This is a genomic window from Hydrogenophaga sp., from assembly GCF_018780385.1.
Classification (GTDB): domain Bacteria; phylum Pseudomonadota; class Gammaproteobacteria; order Burkholderiales; family Burkholderiaceae_C; genus Hydrogenophaga.
This window is the reverse complement of the sequence record NZ_JADMJO010000130.1, coordinates 1-2892: the sequence shown is the minus strand read 5'-3', so window position 1 is coordinate 2892 and position 2892 is coordinate 1. Positions and strand designations below refer to the sequence as shown.

Sequence of the window (2892 nt, the reverse complement as noted above, 5' to 3'; positions counted from 1 at the left end):
CCGGCGTGATCGCCGCGACCTCGCAGCAGTACCCGCTGCGCATGGCCGCCATGGGTGTGGCAGCGGGCGTGGAATACGCCAAGACCGGCAAGAAGGTCAGCGGCTACACCGACACCGGCGTGACCCTGATCGCGGGCAAGCCCGTGGCCGGTGTGGACAGCAAGGACGTGAAGACCGGCATGGACCTCTGCTGGGGTGGGAAGTAACGAGCACCCCCCTGCGCCGCTTTGCGGCTTCCCCCCTCTCTGGCGCCTTCGGCTTGGAGGGGGGACGGCACCTTGGGCCGGCGGAGCCGGACCCTTGGTGCCCCTGGATGGGGGCACCTCGCTCTTCTGGATCGCGCTTCGGCGCGGTGACTGAATCGCCTTCTGGAGAACCTCCTTGAAAACCCCTGCTTCCAAACTGCCACCCCTGGGCACGCTCGGGCCCTTCATCGCCCTGCTGCTGGCCTGCACCTTCTTCGCCACGCAGAGCGACCGCTTCCTCACGCTGCAGAACTTCTCGCTGATCCTGCAGCAGGTGATGGTGGTCGGCACCATCGCCATCGGCCAGACGCTGATCATCCTCACCGCGGGCATCGACCTTTCGTGCGGGATGATCATGGCGCTGGGCAGCATCGTGATGACCAAGATGGCGGTCGACTTCGGTCTCTCCGCGCCGGTGGCCATTGCCCTGGGCATCGCCGCCACCACGCTGTTCGGCCTGGTCAACGGCCTGCTGGTGACCAAGGCCAAGCTGCCGCCGTTCATCGTCACGCTGGGCACGCTCAACATTGCGTTTGCCATCACCCAGCTCTACAGCGGCTCGCAGACCATCACCGACGTGTCCGAGGGCATGACCTGGCTCGGCAACTCGTTCCGCATTGGCCAGACCAACGTGCTCTACGGCGTGGTGCTCATGCTGGCGCTCTATCTCATCACCTGGTTGTTCCTGCGCGAAACCGCACCAGGGCGCCACATCTACGCCGTGGGCAACAGCCCTGAAGCGACGCGCCTGACCGGTATTTCCACCGACAAGGTGCTGCTCGGCGTGTACATGCTGGCCGGCGTGTTCTACGGCCTGGCCTCGCTGCTCTCCGTGGCGCGCATCGGCGCCGGTGACCCCAACGCCGGGCAGACCGAAAACCTCGATGCCATCACCGCGGTCGTGCTGGGTGGCACCAGCCTGTTCGGGGGTCGCGGCATCATTCTCGGCACCCTGGTGGGCGCACTCATCGTGGGCGTGTTCCGCAACGGCCTGACGCTCATGGGCGTGTCTTCCGTCTATCAGATTCTTGTCACCGGCATTCTGGTGATCCTGGCGGTGATGACCGACCAGATGTCTCGCAAGGGAGTCAGGTAATGGCACACCCCCTGCGCCGCTTCGCGTCTCCCCCCTCAAGGGGGGCCACGCCTTTGGCCCGGCAAAGCCGGTTCCTCGGCGTGTGCTGGAGGCGCACCCTTGCGCGCCCAACATCCCTCTCGCCGGAGAAATGACATGACCCTGAATTCCTCCACTCCCCTTGTGATCCAGGCCAAGGGCCTGGTCAAGCGCTACGGCCAGGTCACCGCGCTCGACGGCGCCGACTTCGAACTGCGTGCCGGTGAAATCCTGGCGGTCATCGGTGACAACGGCGCCGGTAAATCGAGCCTGATCAAGGCGCTCTCGGGAGCGACCATCCCCGACGAGGGCCAGATCTACCTCGACGGCCAGCAGATCCATTTCAAGAGCCCGATCGACGCGCGCCGCGCCGGCATCGAGACCGTCTACCAGGACCTCGCCGTGGCCCCGGCCATGACCATCGCCGAGAACCTGTTTCTCGGGCGCGAGATCCTGCGCGCCGGCTTCCTCGGCCGCTTTCTGCGTCTGCTGGACAAGAAGCAGATGCTGGCCGAGAGCATCTCGCGCATGAACGACCTCAAGGTCGGCATCCGCTCCATGACGCAGGCGGTGGAGACGCTCTCGGGCGGCCAGCGCCAGTGCGTGGCGGTGGCGCGCGCTGCGGCCTTCGCGCAGCACGTGGTGATCATGGACGAGCCCACCGCCGCGCTGGGTGTGAAGGAGGGCAACATGGTGCTGGAGCTGATACGCCGCGTGCGCGACAAAGGTCTGCCGGTGATCCTGATCAGCCACAACATGCCGCACGTGTTCGAGATCGCCGACCGCATCCACATCGCGCGCCTGGGCAAGCGCGCCGCGGTGGTCAACCCCAAGGTGATCAGCATGAGCGACACCGTGGCGGTGATGACGGGCGCCAAGCTGGCCGAAGAGCTCCCACCCGAAGCGCTGGCCTGAACCATGCTCAAAGGTATCGACCCCTTGCTCAGCCCCGAGCTGCTGAAACTGCTGGCCGAGATGGGCCACGACGACGCGTTGGTGCTCGCTGATGCGAACTTCACCGCCATGAGTCTGGGTGCGGGCAAGACCGTGTTGCGCCTGCCCGGCGTGGGCATGGCGCGCACCGTGCAGGCCGTGGCCAGTGTGCTGCCGCTGGCGGCCGACGTGCCGCAGCCGGTGGCCTACATGCAGGTGGGCGGCACCGAGGCGCCGTACCGCTCGGCCCTGCAGCGCGAGACGCTGGCCGTGTTGGCCGCCGAAGGCCTGGTCGAGGGCCAGGCCGAAGCGGTGGAGCGTTTTGCCTTCTACGAGCGTGTGAAGAAGGCCTACGCCATCGTGGTCACCGGTGAACTCCAGCCCTGGGGCAACTTCATCCTGCGCAAGGGAGTCATCGGCGACACTTTGCGCACCTGAACCCGACACCGAACCCGACGCAGTGAACCCCAACGACGCCACCGAAGCCATTCCAGACATTGAGCCGGGCGATCAGCCGCGTTTGCGGCCGCGTGGCTCCAACCAGGTGGGCATGCGCCAGTTCAACGAGCGCGTGGTGCTGCAGGCGCTGCGCGTGCACGG

General features: G+C 66.4%; 3 protein-coding genes and 1 pseudogene. All 4 read left to right on the top strand.

Annotation, left to right across the window (positions count from 1 at the left end; genetic code table 11):
* Window positions 1-206: pseudogene (locus IV113_RS24215) on the top strand (sugar ABC transporter substrate-binding protein); the annotation flags it as partial.
* A gap of 175 nt (window positions 207-381) precedes the next feature.
* Window positions 382-1341: an ABC transporter permease gene (locus tag IV113_RS24210; protein ID WP_291090704.1), complete on the top strand. Its 960-nt coding sequence runs from the start codon at window positions 382-384 to the stop codon at window positions 1339-1341.
* A gap of 135 nt (window positions 1342-1476) precedes the next feature.
* Entirely contained in the window at window positions 1477-2274 is a 798-nt protein-coding gene (locus IV113_RS24205) for an ATP-binding cassette domain-containing protein (protein WP_291090702.1), read from the top strand.
* Between the two features lie 3 nt (window positions 2275-2277).
* Window positions 2278-2730, top strand: coding sequence for an RbsD/FucU domain-containing protein (locus IV113_RS24200; RefSeq protein ID WP_056276058.1), 453 nt, complete (start codon window positions 2278-2280; stop codon window positions 2728-2730).
* Window positions 2731-2892: the final 162 nt, after the last annotated feature.